General features: G+C 62.0%; 19 protein-coding genes. 4 read left to right on the forward strand and 15 right to left on the reverse strand.

Translation table 11 applies throughout. The features are described 5' to 3' along the window. Window positions 1-417: 417 nt before the first annotated feature. Genes ACZ881_RS03890 through ACZ881_RS03900 form a run of 3 tightly spaced genes read right to left on the reverse strand, consistent with a single transcriptional unit; the run spans window position 418 to window position 7,962 of the window. Window positions 418-4,080, reverse strand: a complete 3,663-nt coding sequence (locus tag ACZ881_RS03890; protein WP_476112687.1) for a 1,4-alpha-glucan branching enzyme — start codon at window positions 4,078-4,080, stop codon at window positions 418-420. Between the two features lies 1 nt (window position 4,081). Further along, the gene (gene treS, locus ACZ881_RS03895; protein ID WP_178993423.1) at window positions 4,082-5,878 is read right to left on the reverse strand and encodes a maltose alpha-D-glucosyltransferase; all 1,797 of its coding nucleotides are present in this window, start codon (window positions 5,876-5,878) and stop codon (window positions 4,082-4,084) included. Further along, window positions 5,878-7,962, reverse strand: a complete 2,085-nt coding sequence (locus tag ACZ881_RS03900; RefSeq protein WP_420181122.1) for an alpha-1,4-glucan--maltose-1-phosphate maltosyltransferase — start codon at window positions 7,960-7,962, stop codon at window positions 5,878-5,880. Before ACZ881_RS03900 ends, treS begins: the two co-directional genes overlap by 1 nt. 125 nt (window positions 7,963-8,087) lie before the next feature. Between ACZ881_RS03900 and glgP the strand changes: the two genes are divergently transcribed. Then, the gene (gene glgP / locus ACZ881_RS03905; protein WP_476112689.1) at window positions 8,088-10,712 is read left to right on the forward strand and encodes an alpha-glucan family phosphorylase; all 2,625 of its coding nucleotides are present in this window, start codon (window positions 8,088-8,090) and stop codon (window positions 10,710-10,712) included. A gap of 1,378 nt (window positions 10,713-12,090) precedes the next feature. Here the strand turns inward: glgP and ACZ881_RS03910 are convergent. The 3 genes from ACZ881_RS03910 to glgX are packed head-to-tail and all read right to left on the reverse strand — an operon-like array spanning window position 12,091 to window position 15,076. Continuing rightward, window positions 12,091-12,450, reverse strand: a complete 360-nt coding sequence (locus ACZ881_RS03910) for a barstar family protein (RefSeq protein ID WP_309076129.1) — start codon at window positions 12,448-12,450, stop codon at window positions 12,091-12,093. A gap of 8 nt (window positions 12,451-12,458) precedes the next feature. Beyond that, the gene (locus tag ACZ881_RS03915; protein ID WP_476112691.1) at window positions 12,459-12,932 is read right to left on the reverse strand and encodes a guanyl-specific ribonuclease; all 474 of its coding nucleotides are present in this window, start codon (window positions 12,930-12,932) and stop codon (window positions 12,459-12,461) included. A gap of 29 nt (window positions 12,933-12,961) precedes the next feature. Continuing rightward, window positions 12,962-15,076, reverse strand: coding sequence for a glycogen debranching protein GlgX (glgX, locus tag ACZ881_RS03920; RefSeq protein ID WP_476112693.1), 2,115 nt, complete (start codon window positions 15,074-15,076; stop codon window positions 12,962-12,964). Between the two features lie 239 nt (window positions 15,077-15,315). Here glgX and ACZ881_RS03925 point away from each other — a divergent pair, with 239 nt between their 5' ends. Continuing rightward, complete coding sequence (locus tag ACZ881_RS03925; RefSeq protein WP_420180209.1) at window positions 15,316-16,125, forward strand: carbon-nitrogen hydrolase family protein; 810 nt, start codon at window positions 15,316-15,318, stop codon at window positions 16,123-16,125. A gap of 747 nt (window positions 16,126-16,872) precedes the next feature. Here the strand turns inward: ACZ881_RS03925 and rlmB are convergent. The 6 genes from rlmB to ACZ881_RS03955 form a co-directional block, all read right to left on the reverse strand. Beyond that, the gene (rlmB, locus tag ACZ881_RS03930) at window positions 16,873-17,862 is read right to left on the reverse strand and encodes a 23S rRNA (guanosine(2251)-2'-O)-methyltransferase RlmB (protein ID WP_091465492.1); all 990 of its coding nucleotides are present in this window, start codon (window positions 17,860-17,862) and stop codon (window positions 16,873-16,875) included. 80 nt (window positions 17,863-17,942) lie between these two features. Continuing rightward, on the reverse strand, window positions 17,943-19,397 hold the full coding sequence (cysS, locus tag ACZ881_RS03935) for a cysteine--tRNA ligase (protein ID WP_476112695.1): 1,455 nt from the start codon (window positions 19,395-19,397) through the stop codon (window positions 17,943-17,945). A gap of 35 nt (window positions 19,398-19,432) precedes the next feature. Further along, window positions 19,433-19,786 carry a hypothetical protein gene (locus ACZ881_RS03940; protein ID WP_476112697.1) on the reverse strand — a complete coding sequence of 118 codons (354 nt, stop codon included), beginning with the start codon at window positions 19,784-19,786 and terminating at the stop codon, window positions 19,433-19,435. After that, a complete protein-coding gene (gene ispF / locus ACZ881_RS03945) occupies window positions 19,779-20,336 on the reverse strand; it encodes a 2-C-methyl-D-erythritol 2,4-cyclodiphosphate synthase (protein ID WP_476112699.1) in 558 nt (185 codons plus the stop codon). Before ispF ends, ACZ881_RS03940 begins: the two co-directional genes overlap by 8 nt. Continuing rightward, complete coding sequence (gene ispD / locus ACZ881_RS03950; protein WP_364307967.1) at window positions 20,336-21,118, reverse strand: 2-C-methyl-D-erythritol 4-phosphate cytidylyltransferase; 783 nt, start codon at window positions 21,116-21,118, stop codon at window positions 20,336-20,338. Before ispD ends, ispF begins: the two co-directional genes overlap by 1 nt. Before the next feature lie 121 nt (window positions 21,119-21,239). Then, entirely contained in the window at window positions 21,240-21,722 is a 483-nt protein-coding gene (locus ACZ881_RS03955; RefSeq protein ID WP_011690592.1) for a CarD family transcriptional regulator, read from the reverse strand. 293 nt (window positions 21,723-22,015) lie between these two features. Here ACZ881_RS03955 and ACZ881_RS03960 point away from each other — a divergent pair, with 293 nt between their 5' ends. Next, complete coding sequence (locus ACZ881_RS03960) at window positions 22,016-22,558, forward strand: hypothetical protein (RefSeq protein ID WP_091465484.1); 543 nt, start codon at window positions 22,016-22,018, stop codon at window positions 22,556-22,558. 162 nt (window positions 22,559-22,720) lie between these two features. Here ACZ881_RS03960 and ACZ881_RS03965 read toward each other — a convergent pair whose 3' ends face one another. Both ACZ881_RS03965 and ACZ881_RS03970 read right to left on the reverse strand, forming a co-directional pair. Then, complete coding sequence (locus ACZ881_RS03965) at window positions 22,721-23,401, reverse strand: response regulator transcription factor (protein WP_091465482.1); 681 nt, start codon at window positions 23,399-23,401, stop codon at window positions 22,721-22,723. Continuing rightward, on the reverse strand, window positions 23,398-24,675 hold the full coding sequence (locus ACZ881_RS03970) for a sensor histidine kinase (RefSeq protein ID WP_476113839.1): 1,278 nt from the start codon (window positions 24,673-24,675) through the stop codon (window positions 23,398-23,400). Before ACZ881_RS03970 ends, ACZ881_RS03965 begins: the two co-directional genes overlap by 4 nt. Window positions 24,676-24,874: 199 nt before the next feature. Here ACZ881_RS03970 and phoU point away from each other — a divergent pair, with 199 nt between their 5' ends. Next, the gene (gene phoU, locus ACZ881_RS03975) at window positions 24,875-25,528 is read left to right on the forward strand and encodes a phosphate signaling complex protein PhoU (protein ID WP_017198057.1); all 654 of its coding nucleotides are present in this window, start codon (window positions 24,875-24,877) and stop codon (window positions 25,526-25,528) included. Window positions 25,529-25,672: 144 nt separating this feature from the next. On the opposite strand, the gene ACZ881_RS03980 is transcribed toward phoU, so the two are convergent. After that, entirely contained in the window at window positions 25,673-26,419 is a 747-nt protein-coding gene (locus ACZ881_RS03980; protein ID WP_476112701.1) for a phosphoglyceromutase, read from the reverse strand. Window positions 26,420-26,491 lie beyond the last annotated feature (72 nt).

The following is a 26,491-nucleotide window of genomic DNA, read 5'->3' on the forward strand; positions in this document are numbered from 1 at the left end:
CACGGGGGTGCATAATGATCCGGCCATAATTTCAACCAATTGAAAAACAATCGGTATCAACAAACTTGGCACACTATTGAGTTCTCAAACAACAGGTCACTATTCCAAAGCCGTACCACCAGTCTTCACTGGATCGCTCCGGAGCAACTTTTCAAAGTTACCGGCTGGATCTCTCGGAGTCAAATCGGCCAGCATGACTTGATTTTTTCCTTGCGGTATCTTGTCTGCGTGGCGATCTCCACTCGGGGACCAGCGCGGGTACTAACTATACCCCTACTTCCCCGAGATGGCAAAACCCGGCAGCGACACGCTCCCTCCGTCAAGCAAAATCCCCGGAAACACGGGCGGAACGTCCCAAAAAACACAGGGAAGAGGGCCCGGAAGCCAATGCCTCGGGCCCTCCCCTGTCCTCAGGAACTACTCAGCCGGTGTGAACCAGGAAGCCCCAAGCGGGGGAAGCGTGACAGTCAAAGCTGCCGGCTGGCCATCAGTTCCGGGCGTTGAAGCTTTCAAGGCCCCAGCGTTGACAACTCCCGAGCCGCCGTACGTTTCAGAATCCGTGTTCAGGACTTCCGTCCACTCCCCTGCTGCCGGCACTCCGAGGATGTAGTCCTTGTGCGGACCGCCCGAGAAGTTCACTGCGCAAACCAGCGGCTTGCCATCCTGATCCCAGCGGATGAAAGTCAGAACGTTGTGATCGGCATCTGCGCCATTGATCCACTGGAACCCGCCGGCTTCGTTGTCCCGCTGATAAAGCGCCGGCGTGGACGTGTAGAGCTCGTTGAGGTCCTTGACCAGAAGCTGCAGTCCACGGTGCGCAGGGATATCGGCAAGGAACCAATCCAGTCCGTATTGTTCGGACCACTCGGCTTCCTGGCCGAACTCCGTACCCATGAAGATCAGTTGCTTGCCCGGGTGCGCCCACTGGTAGGCAAAAAACGCACGCAGGTTTGCCAGCTGCTGCCAGCGGTCACCTGGCATCTTGCGAAGCATGGAGCCCTTACCGTGAACTACTTCGTCGTGGCTGATGGGCAGCAGGAAGTTCTCTGTGAAGGCGTAGACCATGGAGAACGTGATGGTGCCGTGGTGCCACTTGCGATTGATGGGGTCTTCGGAGATGTACTTGAGCGAGTCATGCATCCAGCCCATGTTCCATTTGAGGCCGAAGCCCAGCCCGCCGTGGTTGGTGGGCGCCGTGACACCGGGGAAGGCCGTGGATTCCTCGGCGATGATGATGGCGCCTGGGTGGGACTTGTAGACGGTGGCGTTGACTTCCTGCATGAAGGAAATAGCTTCGAGGTTCTCGCGGCCGCCGAACTTGTTGGGCCTCCACTGCCCTTCTTCACGGGAGTAGTCCAGGTAGATCATCGAGGCAACGGCATCCACGCGTAGGCCGTCAATGTGGAATTCCTCCAGCCAATACAGGGCGTTGGCCACCAGGAAGTTGCGGACCTCGCTGCGTCCGAAGTCGAAGATCAAGGTTCCCCAGTCGGGGTGTTCGCCCAAGGCTGGGTCTGAGTGCTCGTACAGCGGCTGGCCGTCGAACTGGGCGAGCGCCCAGGAGTCCTTGGGGAAGTGTGCAGGCACCCAGTCGAGGAGGACGCCGATGCCGGCCTGGTGCAGTGAATCCACGAGGAACCGGAACTCGTCCGGGTGCCCGAATCGTGAGGTCGGCGCGAAGTAGGACGTCACCTGGTAACCCCACGAACCACCGAAGGGGTGCTCCGCGACGGGCATGAACTCAACGTGGGAGAACCCAAGCCACTTCACGTAGTCCACGAGTTCCTTGGCAAGTTCCTTGTAGCCAAGGCCAAGCCGCCAGGAGCCCAGGTGAACTTCGTAAACGCTCATGGGCGAGTTGTGCGGGTCCTTCTGGGCACGGGCACTCATCCATTCCGCATCCTTGAACCGGTAGCTGGCGTCAACCACGCGCGAAGCAGTCAGCGGCGGGACCTCCGTGCCGAAAGCCAACGGGTCTGCTTTCTCCACCCAGTGGCCGGCCTTGGTGAGGATCTCGTATTTGTAGCACGCCCCTGCTACAACGCCCGGGATGAAGAGTTCCCACACGCCGGAGGAACCTAGGGAGCGCATCCCGTGGGAGCGGCCATCCCACCCGTTGAAGTCGCCCTTCACACGCACGGCTTGGGCGTTCGGAGCCCAGACAGCGAACGAGACTCCGTCCACCTCGCTCAACGCAGAGCGGTAGTGCTGGACGTGCGCGCCGAGGACATCCCATAGGCGCTCGTGGCGACCTTCGCCGATCAGGTGCAGGTCCACCTCACCTACGGTAGGCAAGTAGTGGTACGGGTCATCGATGGTGACGGGTTCGACGTCGTACACCACTTCCAAACGGTAGTCCGGCACGTGGCCGGCCTGCAGCGGTTCCAGGACTGCAGTCCAGACGCCGTGGGCCTCATGGGTCATTTCCGTGCGGCCGGCTTCAGTCACTGCAACCACGGACTTTGCCAGGTGTTTCACCGTACGGATAGTGACGTGGCCATGATCGTCCAGGTGCGCGCCAAGTACTGAATGTGGCGCGTGGTAAGCGCCGGCGGCCACGCGTTCCAAGGTCTCGGAGTCCACGTGCAGGGGAACTCGGGGCCGTTCGGTGCGTGCAGAGCCAGTCATGTCATTACCTTCCGCTGTAGCTGCCGCATGCTTGCCGCGGCTTGTGTTGTCGAGGATTCGTCGCGATGCGTTCACCGGGATCGACAGCCAGTCGGGCCGGTTCCGCAACTCGTAAACAACCTCGTATAAGGCCTTGTCCAGCCACAATGCCACAAAGAGCGGCGAGCGGCGGTCTATGGTTCCGGGGGTGACTTCGCTGTAACCCTCAAGGAACGCGGCAGCGCAGTCATCCACCCAGGTTTCAGGCACTTTGACGGCCGCTTTTTCGTTTTCGCGCGTGGCGGCACCGGCTGCGTAATCGAATGAACGCAGCATGCCCGTGACGTCCCGCAGCGGCAAATCGGGAGTATTGCGTTCATCGATGGTCCGGAGCGGCTCGCCTTCGAAGTCGAGGATGGCCCATCGTCCCGGCTGCCCCTCAGCGCCGGGAACCAAGAGGATCTGTCCCAGATGGAGGTCGCCGTGGACGCGTTGCAACTGGCCGACGTCCCGTGGATCCAGGGCCGCCAGCAGTTCATCGAGGTTCTCGTCATAAGGCCCGACGGCGGACGAGGCTTCCGCCCAGGAGCCGCGGACACGCCTCGCTACAGTCGCGATGATGTCCGGCCCCTGTTCCTGTCCGTCCTGGGTGCCGAAGGTTTCTGCGAGCCTGGCGTGAACCGTGGCAGTAGCAGCGCCCAGACCGCGGGCTTCTGCCGTGAAATCCTTGCCGGCTGCGGCTGCCTCTACGGCCAGGCGCCAGGCATCCATCCCGCCGGCAAGGAATTCGTGGGCGACAGTCAGCTCGCCCGTGGCCGCTATGGAACCGCTCGACACCGGCTCGTGCCACGAGCCGGTAACCCAGCCCAGCGTCGCGGGAACCTCACTGGTTCCCGCTGCTGTCAGGGCCGCCCCAAGTTCCACTTCGGGATTCTTGCCGGCGGCGAGCACCCGGAAGATTTTGACGATCGCTGCGGAGTCGCCGTCGTCAATAATGACGGATGTGTTGGACTGCTCGCCGGACAGGACCTTGACGGCGAGGGGTGTTTTCGGAAGGGCCACACGGCTACGCGAGAGGTGCCCCTGGGCACCGCCCACTTTCCCTTCAGTTCGCATGAGTTCCAGCCAGGCAGTAACAAAGTCCGCATCGTAGACGGCGTCGTACACGAGCTGTAGCCCTAGGTCAGGATCCGTAAATTCGCCCAACAAAGCGGCGGGGGCATCCGCCAGGGGCTTGCTTCGGTAACTCAACGGAACCTGGACGACGTCGGTCCGGGAACCGCCGTCGGCTGTCCTGTGGGTCACCGCCAGCAGCACAACTTCCAGCCCGGTATCTCCGCCGGTAGCCGGCAGCCTGAAAGCGCCCACCTGCTCCAGCGCAAAGTCGGGGCTCTTGACCGGGAACCAGCGCTTGCCTGGCAGCCAGCTCCGGAGAAGTCCTTCAATGGAGGGGTTCAAGTTTTCCTTGCTCATCTCATCCTTTGGAGGTCACCACGGGAATCGCCTGGGTAAAAGGCGACGAGGGATTCGAAAATGCCGAGCGGACCCGCAGCCAATAGAAGCTGTGGCTCCCCAGCATCACGGTCAAGTGACCGTTGTCGCCGACGGCCGGGAAAGGCTGGCCGCCGAAAATATCGCGCAGGCCGCGGCCTGCAAACTCAGGCACGTCCAAGGTTGCCGCGACGGGGTGCTGGGAGAGGTTGAAAACGCACAGAATGGTCTCCGCGTCCTCTCCTTCAGGGTTGCCGGCCGGCAATTCCCTGACGTAGGCCAACACCACCTCATGGTCTGCCTCAATATGCCGGAAGCCGCCCAAGCCAAACACAGGGTGGTTCTTCCGGACACTGAGGATCTGGCGGGTCCAGCGCAGCAGCGAACCGGAGTGCGCGGCCTGGGCCTCGACGTTGGCCATGCTGTAGTTGTAAACCAGCGACTGTATGACCGGCAGGTAAAGCTTGCCCGGGTCGGCCCCTGAGAAGCCGGCATTGCGGTCGGGGTTCCACTGCATCGGGGTGCGGACGGCATCGCGGTCATCGAGCCAGATATTGTCGCCCATACCGATCTCGTCCCCGTAGTACAGGAACGGGCTTCCCGGCAAGGAAAGCAGCAACGCGTTGATGAGCTCGATCTCGGAGCGGGAGTTATCCAGCAGCGGCGCCAAACGCCGTCGGATGCCTATGTTGGCCCGCATCCGGGGATCCGGGGCGTACCAACCGAGCATGGCGGCGCGCTCTTCAGCGGGCACCATCTCCAACGTCAGTTCGTCATGGTTCCTCAGGAAGGTTCCCCATTGCGCACCCTTCGGAATCTCCGGGGTGTTCCGCAGGGTCTCAATAATGGGAGCTGCCTTCTGGTCCCGCAGGGCATAGTACAGCCGCGGCATGATGGGGAAATGGAAGGCCATATGGCATTCCGGGGCTTCCTCGGTGCCGAAGTACTCCACCACTTCATGCGGAGGTTGGTTTGCCTCAGCAATGATCACCCTGCCGGGGTAGTTCGAGTCCACCATCCGGCGGAGGTCCTGCAGGAAGGTGTGCGTGGCAGGCAGGTTCTCGCAGTTGGTGCCATCTTCTTCGAACAGGTAGGGAATGGCGTCCGCGCGGAAGCCATCGATGCCCTGGTCCAGCCAGAAACGGACCACGTCATAGAGGGCTTCAATCACCTTGGGGTTCTCGAAATTCAAGTCTGGCTGGTGGCTGAAAAAGCGGTGCCAGAAGAACTGCCGGCGGATGGGATCGAACGTCCAATTGGACTCTTCGGTGTCAACGAAGATGATGCGTGCGTCCTGGTACTTCTCGTCCGTATCGCTCCACACATAGAAATCACCGTAGGGACCAGTTGGATCTTTGCGCGACTCCTGGAACCAGGGGTGCTGGTCCGAGGTGTGGTTCAACGGCAGGTCGATGATCACCCGGACGCCACGGGCGTGGGCCTCGGCAACCAAGCGCTTGAAATCGCTGATGGTGCCGAACTCGTCCAGCACGGACGTATAGTCGGCGATGTCATAACCGCCATCGCGCAACGGGGAATGGAAGAACGGCGGCAACCACAGGCAGTCAACGCCCAGCCACTGGAGGTAATCCAGTTTCTCGATCAGGCCGTGGAAGTCACCGGAACCATCCCCGTTGGCATCCGCAAAGGCCCGCACCAGTACCTCATAGAAGACTGCCTTGCGGTACCAGTGCGGATCGTGCTGGAGACCTGGGGCGTTCAACTCGAAGGTGTTCTTCGGAGTGAAGTACTGGCTGGGGTTCTGCGGAGAAAAACTCACTAAGGCTGCCTCCGGATGCTAAGTACGTGTGCCGGCTCAACGTGGGCATCCAGGCGGACGTAGTTGTGCTCGCCCCATTCCCAGCTCTCGCCGCTGATCAAGTCGTCCACCCGGAACCGGCCGTCCTCGTTGAAGTCCGAGGGGGCCAGTTGCAGGGCTTCCAAGTTCAGGGACACCGTGCTTTCACGGGTGCTGTGAGGATCCACGTTGACCACGATGATCAAAGTGTCCTTGGTGCCGTCCGGGAGCGTTTTGTGCTTGGAGTACACAATCGTGGCGTCATCGGTGCTGCTGTGCAGCGTCAGGTTCTGCAGATCGCCCAAGGCCAGGTGGTTCTTGCGAATGGTGTTAAGCCTGGTGATGTACGGCGCCAAGGTTCGCCCTGACTCAGCCGCACCCTCCCAGTCCCTTGCCTTGTACTCGTACTTCTCGTTGTCGATGTACTCCTCGGCGCCCGGACGGGCCACGTGTTCGTACAACTCATAACCGGCGTAGACGCCCCACAACGGGCTTGCCGTAGCAGCCAATACGGCCCGGATGCGGAACGCGGCCGGACCACCGTACTGCAGGTACTCGGTGAGGATGTCCGGAGTGTTCACGAAGAAGTTCGGCCGGAAGAACGCCGCTGTTTCGTGGCTGACCTCGTGGAAGTACTCCTCCAGCTCGGTCTTGGTGTTCCGCCACGTGAAGTAAGTGTAGGACTGCTGGAATCCTGCGCGGCCCAAAGCATGCATCATCGGCGGGCGTGTGAAGGCCTCCGCCAGGAAGACAACCTCGGGGTTCTTCTTGTTGATCTTGCCGATCAGCCATTCCCAGAACCACACAGGCTTGGTGTGGGGATTGTCCACGCGGAACACCTTGACGCCGTGGCTGATCCACAGTTGGACAATCCGCAGGATTTCCTTGGAAAGGCCGGCCGGGTCATTGTCGAAGTTCAGGGGATAAATGTCCTGGTACTTCTTCGGCGGGTTCTCTGCGTAGGCGATGGAACCGTCAACGCGCGTGGTGAACCATTCAGGGTTGGACGTCACCCAAGGGTGGTCCGGAGCTGCCTGCAACGCCAGGTCCAGGGCAACTTCGAGTCCCAGCTCGTTGGCGCGCGCCACGAACGCATCAAAGTCCTCAAACGTACCCAGTTCCGGATGGATGGCGTCATGTCCGCCGTCCTTGGAACCGATGGCCCACGGCGAACCCGGATCCTGCGGCCCCGGCGTCAGCGTGTTGTTGCGCCCCTTGCGGTGCTGGTAACCGATCGGGTGGATGGGCGGCAGGTAGATGATGTCGAAGCCCATCTCCGCGACGGCGTCGAGCCTGTTGGCTGCCGTGCGGAAGTTGCCGGAGGTCCACACGCCAGTGGAGTGGTCCAGGACGGCGCCCTCTGAGCGGGGGAAGAACTCGTACCAGGAACCGCGGCCCGCGAGGTCGCGTTCCACTTGCAGCGGGAAACGTTCGGAAACGGTCACCAGTTCGCGGATCGGAACGCGTCCGACGGCGGCCAGCACCTCGGGGCTGAAACCGGCGCCAAGGCGCTCCTCGGCAGTCTTGGTGGTGTCGGCCAGCACGACGGAAGCGGCACGCAAGGTGCGCTTCTCCACGGCGCTGCGCCCGGCGTCGTCGGCGGCTTCCGCGAGGAGGGCAGCGCCTTCGGCGAGCATCAACTCGACGTCAATGCCGGCCCCTACCTTGACCTCGGCGTTGTGATGCCAAGTGCCATACCGGTCATGCCAGGCCTCAATGACGAAGGACCAGGCGCCGGTGCCGGTGGGGGTGATCAGGCCTTCCCATCGGTCCAGGCCCTTCCATTGCTCGCCTTGGGCCGGGGTCAGGCGGACTCGCTGACGCTCCTTGCCCTTGGGATCGAGCAGCACAGCGGAGACGCCGAGCTGGTCATGGCCTTCACGGAAGACCGTGGCGCCAACAACCAGGTCCTCGCCTGGCAAGGCCTTCGCCGGGAAACGGCCACCCTCAACCACCGGCTGCACGGCCGTGATGGGGAACCGGCCGAAGCGAAGTCCCTCGGTGATGTCCGTAGTCGTCTTGGATTTCAGAGCGGTGATGGTTCGCGCGGTTTTCGTCACAACCACGACGTTAGCGACAAAAATCACAGAATGCTAAGCACACGACCTATCTCCTCGACGCAAGATGACTTTTACCTAAAAGAAACCCAATCCAGTTCCGGCTGCCATGTGAGTCCGTTAGTGTGGCGCTCGTGAAGGCTATTCGAAGGTTTACAGTCCGTACCGTCCTCCCCGAGCCCATCAGGCCCCTGGCCCGTCTGGCAACCAACTTGCGCTGGTCCTGGCACCGGCCCACACGGGAACTTTTTGCGAGCCTTAACCCGGCTCTCTGGGAGGCATCGCAGCACGACCCCATAGCCCTGCTGGGGTCGATCAGCCGCGAGCAGTTACAGGACCTGGCCAATGACGGCGAGGTTGTGGAGCGCGTGCAGCACGCCGCAGCCGACCTGGACCGATACCTCAGCGAACCGCGCTGGTACCAAGGCCTCGGCGAAGACGCTCCAGCTTGCATCGCGTACTTCTCGCCCGAATTCGGCATCACCGAAGTACTCCCACAATATTCCGGGGGCCTCGGCATCCTCGCCGGCGACCACCTCAAAGCCGCCTCCGACCTCGGTGTGCCGCTGATCGGCGTCGGGCTTCTGTACCAGGCCGGATACTTCAAGCAATCGCTCTCCCGCGACGCCTGGCAGCAGGAAACCTACCCTGTGCTGGACCCTGACGGCCTGCCGCTGACGCTGCTGCGCCACCCGGCCAAGGATGGCGCCCAAGGCAAGCCGGTCCACATTTCCCTCCCGCTGCCCAACGGCCGCGAGCTTCACGCACACGTGTGGCGTGCCGACGTCGGACGCGTTCCGCTGCTGCTGCTGGACTCGAACGTCCCCTCCAACGACGAAGCCGCGCGTGGCATCACCGACCGCCTGTACGGCGGCGGCGGCGACCACCGGCTCCAGCAGGAACTCCTCCTGGGCATGGGCGGCGTCAAGGCGCTGCGCGTCTACCAGGAACTCACCGGCACACCTGCTCCGGAAGTGTTCCACACCAACGAAGGCCACGCAGGCTTCCTGGGGATCGAACGCATCCAGGAAGCCATGTCCGACGCCAACTCGCCCCTCAGCTGGGACGAGGCCCTCGCCGCCGGCCGCGCGTCCACTGTCTTCACGACGCACACGCCCGTACCCGCCGGCATCGACCGCTTCGAGACCGTGCAGATCAAGCACTTCTTCGAAGCCGGCCTCGCGCCCGCTGTGCCCACGGACCGCATCCTGGACCTCGGCCGTGAAAACTTCGACGGCGGCAACCCGTCCGTGTTCAACATGGCAGTCATGGGCCTTCGGCTGGCACAGCGTGCCAACGGTGTGGCCAAGCTGCACGGTGTGGTCTCCCGCGAAATGTTCGCCGGTCTCTGGCCGGGATTCGACCACTCCGAAATCCCCATCACCTCCGTTACCAACGGCGTCCACGTGCCCACGTGGGTGGACCCCCGCATCTCCTCCCTGGCGCGAAACCAGTTCGGCGCGGAAGCCGAAGCCCTGGGACGCTGGGACCTCGCGTACAACGTCAGCGACGAAGACGTCTGGGCCCTCCGCCGGGAGCTCCGCGCACAACTCATAGAAGACGTTCGACGCCGGCTCCGGGCCTCCTGGAAGAAGCGCGGCGCTGCCGATGCCGAACTCGGCTGGACCGACTCCGTACTGGACCCCGACGTCCTCACCATCGGATTCGCGCGGCGTGTGCCCACCTACAAGCGGCTCACCCTCATGCTGCGCGACCCTGCCCGTTTGAAGGCCTTGCTGCTGGACCCCAAACACCCCATCCAGCTGGTCATCGCGGGCAAGTCCCACCCCGCAGACGACGCCGGCAAGAAGATGATCCAGGACCTGGTCAGGTTCACGGACGACCCCCAGGTTCGGCACAGGATCGTGTTCCTGCCCAACTACGACATCGCCATGGCGAGGACGCTGTTCCCCGGCTGCGACGTCTGGCTCAATAACCCCCTCCGGCCGCTGGAAGCCTGCGGCACCTCCGGCATGAAGGCCGCCATCAACGGTTCGCTCAACCTCTCCGTCCTGGACGGCTGGTGGGACGAAATGTACGACGGCGAAAACGGCTGGGCGATCCCCACAGCCAACAACAACGCATCCTCCGAGGAGCGCGACGACATCGAGGCATCAGCACTCTACGAGCTGCTGGAAACCCAGGTGGCGCCGCGCTTCTACGGCACCACCGTTGCCCAAGGCGCCGGAGCAGCAGGACCGTCCGAATCCAGCCGTGAAACCGTGCCCACGCACTGGGTGTCCATGATCAAGCACACGCTGGCTAACCTTGGCCCTGCAGTCTCGGCCGAACGCATGCTCCACGACTACGTCAACAACCTCTACTGCCCGGCCGCTGTATCCGGGCGCAGGGCTGTTGCCGAGTCCTTCAAGGAAGCCAAGGAACTCGCGGCCTGGACCACCAAGGTTCGGAACGCCTGGCCAGAAGTTGTGGTGGAACACGTTGACTCCGTAGGCGTCTCCGAGGAACCCCAGGTAGGCGACTCACTCCAAGTCAACGCCTACGTGGCCCTCAACAACCTCACCCCGGACGACGTCTCCGTGGAAGTGGCCTTCGGCCGCGCGGAAGACACCGACGAGCTCGAGGACATCGTGGTGGCCGAACTGGACTCTTTGGAAGACCTCGGCGGCGGACGCCACCTGTTCAGCGGCTCCCTGGTGATCAACCGCTCAGGGTCCTTCGGCTATACCGTCCGCGTGTTCCCGAAGCACTCTGCGCTGGCTTCCAAAGCTGAGCTGGGATTGATCGCGAACGCCTAAGCCGATGTCCGCCCGGACGTTCCTGGCCCGCTGTTCCGTTGTTGCCCAACAACGGAACAGCGGGCCAGCGACGTCGGAGCTTGGCTCCACGTACTTCCTGATTACCGTCGGCTTCAATCGTGGCGATTCGCAGCCTTGATCCCGACCGGGATGCTAACAACTGGCGTGACATGAAGCCGAGAAAGCCGTGCTTGACAATCTGTTCTGGGACCACCGTTCGATGTATCGCACTTTGAAAAGTCCCACTCCTAGCCGTCTGCTGGGTCAGCGTGAAAGCGCTCCAGCAGGAATCAGCCCCGTTGATCGTGACCGTTGAAGACAGCCGGACACGGCCATCCCACAGAAACGGGCCGGTGAAGGTTGTTGTCCAACGAAGAGGGCCTCGTCCGTGGCGCGCTGCGGAGGTTTTTCGCGTTCAGAGGTCCGGCCACAACAAGGACAAGACCCCAGAGGGAACCTAAGGGGCTTATATAGCGATCGTGATCGTCTGCGTCGGAGGCGTACAACTTGCATGCTGACTAGCGGAGACTACCTGTCCTGCACGTCTGTTCTTGCCTGTGTCGTCGCACCAGTCGATGTCGAATGGGAAAGCCACGACGGCGGCTTCCCCTGGCGCAGTCTCGGGTGGAACCCTAAAAGTATAAGTAAATCCACCAGCGTCATTCATTGGCGCCAAAGCGTCAAGGACTTTGCGTCCGGATGAATCTTTAATTGTTATCAGAATTCGGGCGTTCTTTCCGTAGCGGGGATCGCATCTCGCATCTTGTGCCTTCACGGTGACCTCTTCGCCGATTCTTGTGGGCGAGGGAGTAACGGAAAAATCAGGGGGGAGACACGGGGGCCGCCCTTGGGAGGAGGAATTGCATCCTGACAATGCCGCGGCAATCATCAGCACACTCAACGCGGCAACTGGTGCCCGAAGGAAGCCTTGAACTCGAAGAGGACGGATGGAAGAGAACATCATTTCTTGATTCTCCCCACAGTAGTTGCCCTTGGGAATCCGGTCTCAGAGTTTGTAGCCACATCGTTAATTTGCTTCGAATGATACAAGTCAAAATGGATAAAGTACTCCAGTGCAGGCCCGCATGAAACGACGCACTTCGTTGATAATATGCATTAGTTCACTGGGCCAGCCTTGCACTGGAAACTTCAATTTCAAACTTTTGAAATAATCGCAATAATTATAGAAATGTTCAATGTTTCGCATCACGATTGAGTTGCATGCGCCGCTTAGCGGGTTTCGGCGGTAGTCATAGCTCATGTGGGAACCAACGCTGATTACATCTCAGCTGTCCGTAATACCAGCCAAGGAAGTTGCCTCTTAGGGCGCCTGCCCACACGGGTAGGACGCCGGTGAAGTTAGCGCCCGCTGGACCGACTAATTCTCGAAGACCGCGATGACTGCCAGGTCTCGTCCGGCGTAGCGCTCTGCGTCTTGGAGGATTTCGCAGACGACGCCGAAGGACCGGTCCGTACGGTAGGCCGCGGGGACCTGCCAGATCATGGTGACGGGGCTGCCATCATCCTCCGAGAGGGCATCCGCGTAGTCGTGCAGGGAATCGTTCAGGGCGTCGAGGTTCACGCCGTAGTACTCGGGAAAGTCGAGGACCTGGCCGAAGACCTCCAGGACTGCCTGCTTTGTGGTTGCCGGCGGGACCAGAAGTGTGCGGCGGCCGGCGTCGGAGATCTGCTCTTGCAGTTCTTCGAGGGTCCAGGTGTCCGCGGAGTAGATTTTCATGGGCTCCTCTATTTGCCTTCGACGATAAACATGAACGACTCGTAGTGGTCAGGGGTGTAGTACTTGGCGGAGTCCTTGCCCACGATGATCCGGCGGGCACCCCTGTCAGACTCTCCCGGCGTGGGCACGGTGTATTCCTTGTAGAAACCGCCGGACTTCTTGGGCAGCAAACCCTCGAAGTTGCCGAAGTTCACGCCGTCACGGTCGTAAGGGTACGGGCCGCCCTTCGCAATCAGGGCAAGGGTTTGGCGCGCTTCCTCGGGCAACTGCGAAGCATTGATGGTGGGCAGCGTGGAAGGGTTGGCGACAGCCGGGCTAGTAGCTGCCGGATTGGCAACCGCTGGTGACGCTGCCGCGGAGCCAGGTGTCGGCGTCGTGCTTTGTGTCGTCAGTGAGCCGCCGCCGACCATGGCGACCACCAGCACGACGACGGCGATTACCAGTCCCGCGAAGGCCACCAGCTTGTTGCGGTTGCGGTTCATCCGGTGGGCTCCCCTCGATGCTCGGCTGGCTACGTGCGGTAGATGTTGATGGTGTTGGCTTGCAGGATATCCCGCTCGCCGGAGGCCACCAACGCGCCTTTCCGTCGGTCGTGCAAAACCGAAGTGGTGAAGCGAAGTTCAAACATGCGCTTCCCGATGCCCGACTCGCTCAGGATCTCCGGCAAGACCATTTTTACGTCTTGGTTGCTTCCGTTCACCACAATCAAGCCCCGGATTTCACTGTCCTCGTGGCCCATCAGCAGCTGGACCGAGCGGACGGTGGGATCATTCCAGCGCGCCGGAGTCATCTTCTTGCCCTTGTCGTCAAACCACTGAAGGCTCGAGTCGTTGGCTTGCCCTGGGAAGCTTTCAGGTTGGTGACGCAGGAACCAGCGTCGGAGCCGGACCAGTTCACGAGTAGTCCTGAACATGGCGTTGGCTTCCTGGGTCCCGCTCCAGTCCAGCCATGCCGTGGGATTGTCCTGGCAGTAGGCGTTGTTGTTGCCCTGCTGTGTACGGCCGATCTCGTCACCGGCTGTGATCATCGGAACGCCAAAGGACAGCAGCAGCGTCGCCATAAGGTTGCGGATGGACAGTGACCGGGCAGCCACGATGGCCTCGTTCTCGCTGCGGCCCTCGAAACCATGGTTGTAGCTTCGGTTGTCGCCGTGTCCGTCGCGGTTCTGCTCGCCGTTGGCCTCGTTGTGCTTGCGGTCGTAGCTGACCAGGTCCTTCAGCGTGAAGCCGTCATGGGCGGTGATGAAGTTGACGCTGGCAAGGCGGGTGCGGCCGGATGATGCGAAGAGATTGGCAGAACCCGCCATGAGCTCAGCCAAAGACGCCACCGAGCCACCATGTCCACCGGCCTCCATAGCGGCCCGGTCGGACAGCCAGAAGCTTCGGACTCCGTCGCGGAAGTGGTCATTCCAGTCAGACCATCCCTGCGGGAAACGGCCGGTCTGCCAGCCACCGTAGCCAACATCCCAAGGTTCGGCGATCAGCTTGACCTCAGAGAGCACCGGGTCCTCGGCAATTGCTTGCAAGAACGGGTGCTGGGGATCGAAAGTGTTGCTGGCATCCCGGCACAGTGTCACTGCGAGGTCGAAACGGAAACCGTCCACATGGAAGTCATTTACCCAGTACCGCAGGGAATCCAGTGCGAGATCCACCACCACGGGATCACTGAAATCCAGGGTGTTGCCGCATCCGGTGGTGTCCAGGTAGCGTCCGTGGGCATCGTGCCGGTAATAACGCTTCTCCGCCAAACCGCGGAAGCTCAGCGGCAGTCCGTCAGGGCCGGCCTCGGCGGTGTGGTTGTACACCACGTCCAGGATGACCTCGATCCCCGCCGCATGGAGCAGTTTGATCATGCCCTTGAGCTCATCCTGCACCGCGTGGGGGCCCGCAGTCCGCGCCGCTTCCGTTGCGTAGTCCGAGTGTGGGGCGAAGAAGGCTGCGGTGTTGTAGCCCCAGTAGTTGGTCATGCCCAGGTCCTGGAGGTGCGACTCATCCAAGTGGAAATGAATGGGAAGCAGCTGGACAGCAGTGATGCCGAGTTCAGTCAGGTGCTGGATCATCACCGGGTGCGCCATGCCCGCGTACGTTCCGCGAAGATGCTCCGGGATGTCGGGGTGGAGCATCGTTTGGCCACGGACGTGTGCCTCATACATCACCGAAGTGCGCATAGGCGTTCGCGGCGCCTGGTCATCGCCCCAGTCAAAGCCAGTCTCCACGTGAACGCTTGTCAGGAACTCGCCCCGCTGGTCCACTGCGCGGCCGTAGGGATCGAGCAGCAGCGGCTGGTCGCCGTCGTCGTCCAGGTCCAAAGCCGGGATGGAAAGAGGGAGGCCGCCCTCGCTGGGGGCAGCGCGGAAGCCGTAGCGGGTGCCCGGCGGCATGCCGTCCACAAGGCCGAAGTGCACGCCGTCCTGCACATTGGACAGAATATGCGCGCGCCAAGGTTCGCTTGGTGCTTGGAACACCACTTCCACCCGTTCCAGGTCGGGAGCGAAAACGGCCACGTTCACCGAATGGTTCTGCGTGGTTTCGGCGTCGAAAACCCCGGGCTGGGGCGTGCTCAGTCCGAGGGGCCTGGGCTGCGACGCGTCCAGGGCAGCTTCTGTGTCAAAAATAGGCATAACCATTGCTTGCAAGTTTAGTTCCACGCCAAGTATGTACCGCGCGGGCCTGCCATGTGACGACGTTCAGCGTCGTGATTTCATTACTTGCCCGAAACTGGCGGGATTTCATCCGCCGCTCACGTGCTGGAATGCTGCCTTCGCACTCTCCGCGATTGAGCTGGTTCTCATCGATTGTGTCGCGTTCTACTGCCCCGGATCAGTCCGCTTGGCATACTGGGACGGAAACAACTGGAGGTTTTATCGTGCGCGTGGCACTCGCCCAAGTCATCACCGGCCGGGATCTGGCCGAGAACCTGCGGCTCCTTGAGGAGTACGCCCGCCGGGCCAAGGACGGCGGTGCCGAGCTGGTGGTCTTCCCGGAAGCAATGATGCGCGCGTTCGGAAACTCGCTGCTGGACATTGCCGAACCATTGGCTGGGCCGTGGGCGAGCCGGGTGCGGTCCCTCGCTGACGAACTTCAGTTGGTGATCGTGGCTGGCATGTTCACGCCGGGCACTCCCTCCGATTCGGGATCCCCGCGCGTGCGGAACACGCTCCTCGCCACCGGACCCGGCGTGGAAACGAGCTACGACAAGATACATCTTTTCGACGCGTTCGGCTTCGCGGAATCGGACACCGTTGAGGCCGGTACGGATCCGGTAACGTTCGACGCCGGTGGCCTCACCTTTGGGTTGGCCACCTGTTACGACATCCGTTTCCCTGCCTTGTTTACGGCTAACGCACAGCGCGGAGCCATTGTGAATATCGTTTCCGCCTCGTGGGGATCCGGACCGGGTAAGGCCGAGCAGTGGCAACTTCTGGCCCGCGCCCGCGCAGTGGACACCACCACGTTCGTGCTCGCCTGCGGCCAGGGCGATCCCGCCACTCAGGGCGTTGAGGTCAAAGGCACCGCGCCCACCGGAGTGGGGTACTCCGCCGTCGTGTCCCCGTTCGGCCAGGTATTGGAAGCCCTGGAGGGGGAACCGGGCGTCATTTTCTACGATCTCGACCCCGCAGTCGTGGAAGAAGCCCGTACCAAACTCCCAGTGCTGGCCAACCGCCGCGACTTCTAACCCTTCCCACCAAAACTCACTCACATCCCCAACCCTTCCCACCAACGCTCGCTCACATCCCTAACCCTTCCCACCAACGCTCGCTCACATCCCCAACCCTTCCCACCAACGCTCACCCACATCCCCAACCCTTCCCACCAACGCTCGCTCACATCCCTAACCCTTCCCACCAACGCTCGCTCACATCCCTAACCCTTCCCACCAACGCTCGCTCACATCCCTAGCCCTTCCCACCAACGCTCGCTCACATCCCTAGCCCTTCCGCGGTGCGGTCGTATGGTTTTCTGGGACAGCGTGAGGGGAAATTGCGCTTCGGATGAACACGCCCAGAAGAAAATACGGTGCGGCGTTTCGTGAGGAAAGGTCAGCGCCTTCTTTGCCGTGAAGCAAAAGTAGAGGGCTTCTACGAGTACAACTAAGCGGAGAAGGCCAACCAATCCGGGGCCGCCGTGCCGGCGTTGAAGGTATCCGGCAGAACATCGGCCGCAAGCCCGCGGGACGTGAGAGAACGTCCGGGCCAAACCCGCGGGACGTGAGCGAGCGTTAGGCGCAAGCACGCGGGACGCGAGAGAGCGACCCACTCAAACACCCGGGACGTGAGAGAGCGACCCACCCAAACCCGCGGGACGTGAGAGAGCGTGCAACTCAGGCAGGCGAAAGGCGCCGCGAGGGCCATCCGGAAGCGTGCGTCAAAGCGACGAAGGAGCAGCACGCGGAGGATGGCGCTTGCGGCGCCTTGACTGAGAACTAGCTGGCGCGCTGCCTCGACACTTCGTACAGCGAGATTCCAACGGCCATGGATGCGTTGAGGGACTCCATGGCGGAGTCGATCGGGATCGAGACGATCTGGTCGCAGTTCTCGCGGACCAGCCTGCTGAGGCCCTTGCCTTCGGAACCGACCACAATGCAGACGGGTTCGGTGGCAACGGTGAGGTCGGGCAGCGAGACGTCGCCGTCGCCGTCCAAGCCAAGGACGTAGATGCCCATGTTCTTGAACTGCTTGAGCGCGTTGTTGAGGTTCGCAGCACGGGCAACGGGGACACGGACAGCCGCGCCGGCACTGGTCTTCCACGCGGACGCTGTGACGCCGACGGAACGACGCTCAGGCACGATGACGCCGTGGCCGCTGAAGGCCGAAACGGAGCGGATGATCGCGCCGAGGTTGCGGGGGTCGGTGATACCGTCCAGCGCAACGAAGATGGGGGCGTTGGAGATGTGCCCCTTCTTCCACTTGGCGAGGGTTTGCTCGGCGAGGTCGTAAGCATCCTCGTATTCGTACGGCGGGATCTGCAGAACGAGGCCCTGGTGGACGGCGTCCTCTGTCATGCGGTCCAGCTCAGCCTTGCCGGTTTCGAGAAGCGGGATGCCACGCTCAGCCGCGAGTTTGAGGGATTCCTTGACGCGGTCGTCCATCTCAATGCGGATGGCGACGTGCAGGGCTTTGGCTGGGATACCGGCGCGGAGCGCTTCGACCACCGAGTTACGGCCCGTCACCAGTTCTTCAGTGGCACGGCCCTTGGGACCGGAGCGGGCGCCTGCGCCACCGGGACGGGTGCCCGTTCCGCGCTTGGCAGCCGAGCGCTCAGCCAGCTGCTTGTTCTTGTATGCCTTGTGGTAGGTGCGTTCCTCCGCCTTGGGCGTGGGACCCTTGCCCTCCAGGGCCTTGCGGCCGTGGCCACCGGTTCCGGTGGTGGGGCCCTTCTTCTGCTTGACCGACCGGCGACCATTGTTGGCCATGTGATTCCATCCTTGATTTTGTGAGTAAGTCTGGAATCAAGTCTACTGACCCGATGCAATTCGGCCGCCGCGCCGGTTCGTCAGTCGCGTTTGAGGCTCCAGCTGGCGCCATCCGCACCATCTTCGACGACGACGCCGGCCGCGGCGAGTGTGTCGCGGATAGCATCGGATGCTGCCCAGTCCTTGTTGGCCCTGGCAACGGCACGGGCTTCGAGTTGGGCTTCGATCAGCACTTCCAGAGCGGCATGCTCGCGCCCTTGTACAGCCTCCGGGCGTTTCACCGAATCCAGGCCTAGAACTTCGGTCATGGACAGCACGCTGTAGAGAGCAGTCTTCGCACTCTCCAGGTCGCCGCCAGCCAACGCCGTGTTTCCTGCCCGCACGGTTTCGTGCAGCACGCCGAGGGCCTGGGGCACGTTGAGGTCGTCATCCATGGCCGCGATGAAAGCAGCGGGCATGTTGGCCTGCGGGGAAACGTCCGAGGCGTCCGTACCCACCTTGGCGGATGCCTTGTGAATGAAACCGTCAATGCGCTCGACGGCGGCTGCAGCCTCCTGCAGCGAGGTAGGCCGGTAGTCCAGGATGGAGCGGTAGTGTGCCTGACCGAGGTAGTACCTAACCACTCGCGGTGAGGCTAGCTCCAGCATTTCGGCCGGGCTCACGGTGTTGCCGATGGACTTGGACATCTTTTCGCCCTCGTACGTGACCATGCCGTTGTGCATCCAGAAGTTGGCAAACTCGTCACCGGCAGCCTGGGACTGGGCCATCTCGTTCTCGTGGTGCGGGAAGCGAAGATCCAGTCCTCCACCGTGGATATCAAACCGCGGACCCAAATACTTGGTGACCATGGCTGAGCACTCGAGGTGCCATCCGGGACGGCCGGCACCCCACGGGGACTCCCACTTTGCGGTGACGGGTTCGCCGTCTTTGAAGCCCTTCCACAGCGCGAAGTCGCGAGGGTCGCGCTTGCCGCGTGGGTCGGCGTCGGGCGCTCCCTGCATGTCATCGATATTCTGCCGCGTCAGCGAGCCGTACCTGCTCCAGGAACGGACGTCGAAGTAGACGTCGCCGGAATCGTCCAGTGCGGGGTAGGCATGGCCGCGGTCGATGAGGCGCTGGATGAGCGCGTGCATTTCCGGGATGTGGCCGGTGGCACGGGGTTCATAAGTGGGCCGTTGGACTCCGAGGGATTCGTAGGCGTTCTCGAACTCCTGCTCGTAGCGGTACGCCAGGGCCCACCACTCTTCGGCTTGGCGCGCCGACGGTTCAGCGTCCCAGTCCGGACCGAACGACTGAGCGGATTTGGCCAGGATCTTGTCGTCGATGTCCGTGACGTTGCGCACCACCGTAACCCGGAGGCCACGGAATTCGAGCCAGCGGGTCAGTTGGTCGAAGGCGATGGCCGACCTGACGTGGCCCACGTGCGGCATTCCTTGGACGGTGGCCCCGCAGTAGTACACGCTGGCCTTGCCGTCTTCGAGGGGAACGAAGTCGCGGACTTCGGCGGAGGCGGTGTCATAGAAGCGCAGGGTCACCGCTCCAGATTAGCCGATGACGCGGCGTGACCTGCCTACTTGCAGTATTCGCCGATCTTGTTGAACTGCACTTTGAGCTTCTCCTGCTGGTCCTGGGTGGCCGCGCCGAGGGACGACGACGCCGCTTCGTCCATGATCGCAGCCATCTCTTTGATGGGGTTGCCGATCTCCGGAGCGAGTTTGCCCGCGATCTCGTGGTAGTGCTCAGCGATCTGTTTGGACTGCTGCTGCTGATTGCCGTCGGGCTTGAACGTGTCGCTGTTCAGGAACTCGCAGCTGGCTGTCACGTCCATCGTTTGGGCCCCGCTGCAGCCGCTCAGCAGGAGCGATGCAGCCAAGCCTGCGGACACCATAGCGGAACGCACGACGCCGGCACGCGGCTTAACCATGGGGCGCACCTTTTGCGGGACCGGGCTCGGTTGCCGTCGTCTCGTGTCCGGAGACCGGGTACACCAGGGCCGTGGCAACAGCGGAGATACCTTCGCCGCGACCGGTGAAGCCGAGGCCGTCGCTGGTGGTTGCCGTGACACTGATCGGCGCGCCGGCAGCTTCGCTCAAGACCCTCTGGGATTCTTCCCGGCGCGGACCGAACTTGGGACGGTTGGCCACGAACTGCACTGCCACGTTGCCGATCTCGAATCCGGCCGCGCGCACAATGCGTGCCGCTTCACCAAGGAGCGTGACCCCTGAGGCACCTGCGAACTCGGGGCGGTCAGTGCCGAAGTGGGTGCCCAGGTCACCGATTCCGCACGCAGAAAAGAGTGCGTCGGCAGCGGCGTGAGCAACGCAATCGCCGTCGGAATGCCCTGAAAGCCCCTGTTCGCCTTCCCAGAAAAGCCCGCCCAACCACAGCGGTTGCGGGTCATCTTCTGCCGCAAATGCGTGGACATCGATACCAACGCCCGTGCGGGGAAGCACCATGTTCTGGTTAGGAGTCATCAGCCTTCCACCCAACGAATTCCCAGCGGCCCTTCCAGCAATCCCTCGGCAATGATGAGATCCAAGGGCGTGGTGATCTTCAGCGACTGGCTGGCCCCGCGGACAGCATGGACCGGAACTCCGAGGAGCTCCACCAGCATGGCGTCGTCGGTGACAGCTGCGGATTGCTTGTCGTCGAAGAGACCGGCAGCTTCGTGAGCCCTCCGCAGGACCGCCAGTTCGAAACCTTGCGGGGTCTGAACGGCGCGCAGCTGCTCGCGGGGAGCTGTTCCCGTGACAACTTCCGGGGCGATGGAGGAGTCTGAGCCATTCGTCTCGGCAACAGTTTTGATGGTGTCCACCACAGGCATGGTGGGAATGACGGCCTTCGCGCCTGAGGCCAGGGCATCGGCGACGCGCTGGAAAACCCGCTCGGGGGTAAGGGCACGTGCGGCGTCGTGGACCAGGACCAGTTCGGTTCCGTCCTCCAACGCAGCCATGGCAGCCCGGACGGAATCCGCGCGGGAGGAACCGCCGTCGACTACCGAAATTTCGGGGCCTCCGTCCACCAAGTCAATGGTGAACTCGGAGATTGATTCGCGCAGCGCCGTGTCCCCCTTGGGCACGGCGACGCAGATCTGGCGCGCAACATCAGATGCAACCACCCCACGGAGGGCATGCATCAGGATGGTTTCACCACCCAGCGGAACCTGGGCTTTGGGCATGCCGTAACCGAGGCGTTCACCGGAGCCGGCAGCAACCACGATCACGGCCGTGACGGCGCGCTTGGAAGGAATACTCATGCGCCCAAGATTATGCGGAATGTGCATGGAAAACCCACATGCCGGGTAACTCCGCACGGCTGCGGCCACTTTTCGGGCAAAAAGAAACCCGGCGGCGCTTTCGCACCACCGGGCTCAATTCTTAGGAAGCCAAGACCTCGTCGAGAACGCTTGCGGCCTTCTCTTCGTCTGTCTTCTCAGCCAGGGCCAGTTCTGAAATCAGAATCTGCCGCGCCTTGGCCAGCATCCGCTTCTCACCTGCGGAAAGGCCGCGATCGTGATCACGACGCCAAAGATCGCGAACGACCTCTGCCACCTTGATGACATCGCCTGAAGCAAGCTTCTCCAGGTTCGCCTTGTAACGACGTGACCAGTTGGTAGGCTCTTCAGTGAACTCGGCGCGGAGAACGTCAAATACGTGCTCCAAGCCTTCTTTGCCCACTACGTCCCGGACCCCAACAAGGTCAACATTCTCTGCTGGAACTTCAATGGTCAGATCACCCTGAGCCACCTTGAGCTTGAGATACATCTTCTCTTCGCCCTTGATGGTGCGCATCTTGATTTCCTCAATTTTTGCTGCACCGTGGTGAGGGTAAACTACTGTCTCGCCGACCTCAAAAACCATGTGGACTTTCCCCTTTCCCGCAGATTAGTCTATCACGATTAAGGCATACGACTGGCATCGGACAGGGCCTTCTCCCGCGCCAATAAAGGGAATAAGGCCTTAAACGACTTCCTCCAAGGTCTTGACGTATTCGGGGAAAGATGCTTCGAGCAAGCAATGTGCGAGCAAGATCTCCTTCGTTGACGGCGCCACATAGCCTTCCCGAATCCATATTTCCGGGGGTTTGCCGATAGGCTATGGCTGAAAAGTGTTCCAATGACTCTTGAGGAGTAGGTGTCGTGCGCAATACTGCGATGAACCCTGTCCAGCGCGGCAAGCTGGCAATTGCGGCGGCTGCAATCGGCGTCGGTCTTCTGTCCGTCACCGGCTGTGGATTCGTCAACGCCCAGCAGACTACCCACCAGTACTCGGCATCGGACGGGATCAAAGCTGATCTCGGTCCCCTGCAGTTGCGCAACATCCTGATTGTTGCCTCGGGCGAGAACGAGCCCGGCCGCGTTATCGGCGCCGTATTCAACACCTCCGCCACCGACGCGACCCTCACCGTGAGTGGTGCCAACGGCGCACAGACTGAAATCCCGGTCAAGGCCAATGGCGAGACATTCCTGAACGACACAGCGGATGCAGCGATCCTCAGCACCGCCGGTGTCATCCCCGGTGGCTTGGTCCCGATCACCGTCCGCAGCGGTTCCGACTCAGCTACCGTCAACGTTCCGGTGCTTGACGGCACGCTGCCCGAGTACGCCAAGTACCTGCCCACCACGCCGACCCCGACGGCAACGCCGACGTCGACTTCCACGGCTACGTCCTCGGAGGCTCCGGCCGCCGGCCACTAGCAGGCAGCAAGCCACAAGCGACACACATAAGGAAGGGTCCCGCCGCGGCGGGACCCTTCCTTATGTGTGTGTAGCTGCCGACCCCGACGACACCCAAATCCGGGCATCGTCAACCGCTTTCCGTGGTGCCAACGAATATGCGCGTCGCCGGTAAGGAAAGCTTTACGGCTCGAACTTGTAACCCAAGCCGCGCACTGTGACCAGGTATCGCGGCACTGAAGGGTCCGGCTCAATCTTGCTGCGAAGCCGCTTCACGTGGACGTCCAGCGTCTTGGTGTCCCCCACATAGTCCGAACCCCAGACACGGTCGATCAATTGTCCGCGTGTCAGTACCCTGCCTGAGTTGCGGAGCAGCATCTCCAGCAGTTCGAACTCCTTGAGCGGAAGCGAAACCTGCTCACCGTTGACGCTCACCACGTGGCGTTCGATGTCCATGCGGACCGGTCCTGCCTGCACGGTGGACGTAATAAGTTCCTCCGGCTCGCCCTGCCGGCGCAGCACCGCCCGGACGCGGGCCACGAGCTCCCGGGAGGAATAGGGCTTGGTGACATAGTCATCCGCGCCAAGCTCCAAGCCAACAACCTTATCGATTTCCGAGTCCTTGGCCGTCAGCATAATGACGGGGACACTGGAACGCTGGCGAAGTTGTCGGCACACTTCCGTGCCCGGTGTTCCCGGCAACTGCAGGTCCAGGAGGACAAGGTCGGCACCGTTCCGGTCGAATTCCACCAAGGCGTCGCTGCCGTTGTCCACTACCTCGACGTCAAAACCCTCTTTGCCCAGGAGATAGGACAGGGGGTCGCTGAAGGACTCTTCGTCCTCCACTATCAAAATCCGGCTCAAGCGCTGGCTCCTTGCTCTTGGGCGCCGCTGGCGCCCCCTTGATGATTCACGTGATGGGGTTGTTGAATCGCGTGATGAGGCTCGACGGCGGCAGAAGCCGCCGGAAGTTCGGAAGAGGCGGCCGCAGCGGAAGCCGGAAGGCCGGCGTCGTCGTCCTGTCCTTCCATCTCGGGCAAGCGGATGGTGAAGGTGGATCCTTGGCCGGGCTGGGACCACACGGTCACCTCGCCGCCATGGTTGGACACCACGTGCTTGACGATGCTGAGCCCTAGGCCTGTGCCACCGGTATGCCGGGATCGTGCCGCGTCGACGCGGTAGAAGCGCTCGAACACGCGCTCCTGGTCCTCGGGGGTCAGTCCCTCACCTTGGTCCGTGACGGAGATGGCGACGACGCCCTCCCGGGTTCGGATACCGACACCTACACGCGTGTTTTCCGGTGAATAGCGAATGGCGTTGTCGATCAGGTTGCGGAGGGCCGTCACCAGGAGGTCGCGGTCGCCGAAAACCAGCGACTCAGAGTGCCCGCCCACCACGATCTGGATATTCTTGCTCTCAGCCGGCAGCTGCGAGCGGTCCACGGCCTCGGTGATCACCGTATTGATATCCACCGCGTGACCTTGCTGGGCAACGTTGGCGCCCTGCAAGCGGGAAAGTTCGATGATGTCCTGGACCAAGGCCGCCAGCCGGCCGGACTCCTTGTGCATGCGCTTGGCGAACCTGCGCACGGCTTCCTCGTCATCAGGCGACGCTTCCAGGGCCTCGGCCAGCAGCGAGATGGCGCCGACGGGTGTCTTGAGTTCGTGGGACACGTTGGCCACGAAATCGTTGCGGATCTCCTCGGTACGGGTGATCTCAGTGCGGTCGTCGGCCAGAAGCACGATGTATTCCCAGCCGAGCATGGCTGCCCGTACCTGGACCACAATGGTGCCCTTGCCCAGCGGGCCACGCGGGAGTTCGTACTGTTCCTCCAGGATCACGCCGTCCCGGCGGACCTTCGCGGTCATGTCCAGGAGTTGCTTGTGCACCACTGTGTGGCCACGCACCAGGCCATACGCATACGCTGCCGGACTCGCACGGACAACGCCGTCGATGGCGTCCACCACGACAAAGGCGCGCCCGACGACGGCAAGTACTTCCGCTGCGCCCTCAGGAAGCAGGGGCTCAGTAACGTCCAGGTCCACGATGCTGCGTTGCCGCTCGCTGATCCTGAATGCGAGCATGCCAAAGACGCCCAACGACAGGCCTACGAGACCTGCGACGACACCTATGAGCAATGGATCCACGTGTCCAGCTTATGCTGTGGAAACACGGGCAAGCAGTGATCCGGCGCCAAACGCCGACGGTTCAACTAACGTTCATCTAAAGGAGCCGAACAGTTCACTGGCCCCTGACACAGTTACTGGTTGGACTGTCAATGGTTTTGAGATCCGACCCCCATCATGGGAACAGGATTTCCAAGGAAAGGACGCCTTAGTGCGCAAGGTTTTTCAGGAGGAGCTCACCCAGGTAGGTGACGACCTCATCGAGATCTCCAAGCTGGTTCACGAAGCAATCACGAAGGCTACTACGTCTTTCGAAGGTGCCGACGTGGATCTTGCCCAGGACGTCATCGCGGCAGATGCCCGGATCGACTTCCTGCAGAACAGCCTCGACGAGCGCGCCATCGACATCCTTGCCCTGCAGGGTCCTGTCGCCAGCGACCTCCGCATGATTGTGGGTTCGCTGCGTATGAGCGCGTCGCTGGAACGCATGGGTGACCTTGCCCGCCACGTTGCCCAGCTGGCGCGCCTGCGCTACCCAGCCACCGTAATCCCCGCTTCGCTGACCCAGACCTTCAAGGCCATGGCCCAGCACGACATCGAGATCACTGCCAAGGTGATTGAACTTCTGGAGACCCGCGATCTTGAGGTAGCCCGCGACATCCTCAAGATCAACATCGCAGTGGACGACCTCCACCTCAGCGTCTTCAAGGCCATCGCCTCCCCCGAGTGGAATGAAAGCCCCTCCACCACCGTGGACGTTGCCCTTGCAAGCCGCTACTTCGAGCGCTTCGCCGACCACGGCGTCTCGGTCGCCCGCAAGGTCACCTACCTGGTGACGGGCGAATGGCAGCCTGAAGGCTTCTAACTTTCGCTACTGCAGAACAAACGACGGCGGCCGGTCACCCAAGGTGACCGGCCGCCGTTTTAATCGGCTCCGTAGCTGGTGCCGCGGGCGAACTGCGTCTAAGGGAGGAACGACCGAGCAGTCGCCGCGGCAGCAGCGGAGGAATTACTTTCTGCCTTGGTTGGCCACTGCGAGGATGGCCTGTGCTGCTGCGTCGGGGTCCAGGTAGGTTCCGCCCGGGTTGATGGGCTGGAAGTCCTCATCCAGTTCATAGACCAGCGGGATGCCCGTGGGGATGTTCAGCCCGGCGATGGCGTCGTCGCTGATGCCGTCCAGGTGCTTCACGAGGGCACGCAGGGAGTTGCCGTGGGCGGTGACCAGGACGGTCTTGCCGGCCTTGAGGTCTTCCTTGATGTCCGATTCCCAGTAAGGGAGCAGGCGTACCAGGACGTCCTTGAGGCACTCGGTGCGCGGCAGTGCGTCACCAAGATCCTTGTAGCGGACGTCGTGTGCCTGGGAGAATTCGCTGTCGTCGGACAGGGGCGGTGGCGGGGTGTCGTAGCTGCGGCGCCATTCCATGAACTGCTCTTCGCCGTATTCGGCAAGGGTCTGGGCCTTGTCCTTGCCCTGCAGGGCGCCGTAGTGGCGCTCGTTCAGGCGCCAGTCGCGCTTGACGGGGATCCAACCGCGGTCGGCCTTGTCCAAGGCCATGTTGGCAGTGTTGATGGCACGCTTCAGGAGCGAGGTGTAGAGGACGTCCGGGAGGATCGCATTCTCAACCAGGAGCTCTCCACCGCGCACTGCTTCTTCGCGGCCTTGATCGTTCAGGTCAACGTCCACCCAACCGGTGAACAGGTTCTTGGCGTTCCATTCGCTGTGGCCATGGCGCAGCAGAATCAGCTTGTAAGTCATGGTTTTCATCCTAGCCGAGCAGTTACGTGCCCTGCCCGGCGTTACGTCCGGCAACGGACCCCGCGGTCTGAA

Source organism: Paenarthrobacter sp. TE3676 (assembly GCF_056279165.1).